The sequence below is a fragment of the Nocardioides stalactiti genome (assembly GCF_014180715.1).
Taxonomy (GTDB): domain Bacteria; phylum Actinomycetota; class Actinomycetes; order Propionibacteriales; family Nocardioidaceae; genus Nocardioides; species Nocardioides stalactiti.
Map to the genome: position 1 here is coordinate 1 of NZ_JACEFC010000249.1, position 846 is coordinate 846.

The 846-nt window shown below is 76.2% G+C and carries 2 protein-coding genes; both read right to left on the minus strand.

Annotated elements, in window-relative coordinates; all coding sequences use genetic code 11:
• Positions 1 to 409, minus strand: a 409-nt coding sequence (locus tag H0487_RS22740; RefSeq protein WP_220793718.1) for a hypothetical protein, incomplete at its 3' end; no start/stop codon positions are given.
• A 104-nt stretch (positions 410 to 513) separates the two neighbouring features.
• Positions 514 to 846, minus strand: a 333-nt coding sequence (locus tag H0487_RS22745; protein WP_183096454.1) for a DegV family protein, incomplete at its 5' end; no start/stop codon positions are given.

Below are 846 nucleotides of genomic sequence, written 5' to 3' on the forward strand. Positions count from 1 at the left end.
GTACCTTGCCGCTGACGTCGACCGTCACCGTCGCTACGCCCGTCGCTGTGCCCGTCGCTCCCTGGCTCGGTACGACGGCAGCATCGCCGCCCGGGGACTCCTCGACGAGCGGGGCGGCCGGCGCGGGAGCCGGCGACTCGACGACCTGTCGGCTCTGGTCTCGGACTACCCACCAGGCAGTGAGCGCGACGCCCGCGGCGACCACCAGCACGAGCACCGCGAGGTGGGCAGGGCCGAGCACCGTGCCCAGCACCGTGCCGGGCACCCGGGGCGCGCTGCTCCGCCGAGCCGCGTGCCGGCCGGGCTCGGGGACGACGATCGGTCGGCGAGGCTCCTGCCCGAGGTCGGCCGCCAGCTCGGCGACGCGGCGGGCGGTGGCGGCACGGACCTGGTCGCCGGAGGTGCGCATCCCGGCACGCTAGGCACCCGGCCCGGACCCGTGCGGATCCGTCGTGCCGACCTGGGGAGCCGGGCGGCCCCTCGCCGTCCTGGGGACGACGAGCGGGCCGGGCCTCAGTAGTCGGGCAGCAGCGGGGCGACGCAGATCGCGAGCATGCCGGGACCGACGTGTGCCCCGAGGACCGCGCCGAGCTCGGCGCAGCGGATCGACCGGCCGTCGAGCTGCTTCTCGAGCCGCTCCGCCAGGCTGTCGGCCAGGGTGAGCGCCCGCTCCTCGCTGGCGAGGTGGGCGACGGTGATGTCGACGTAGTCCTCGCCGGCCGCCTGGACGGCGAGCTCCTCGAGCCGGCTGATCGCCCGGCCGGCGGTCCGGACCTTCTCCAGGGTGGTGATGACGCCGTTCTCGATGCCGAGCAGGGGCTTCACCGCGAGCGCGCCGCCGAGGAC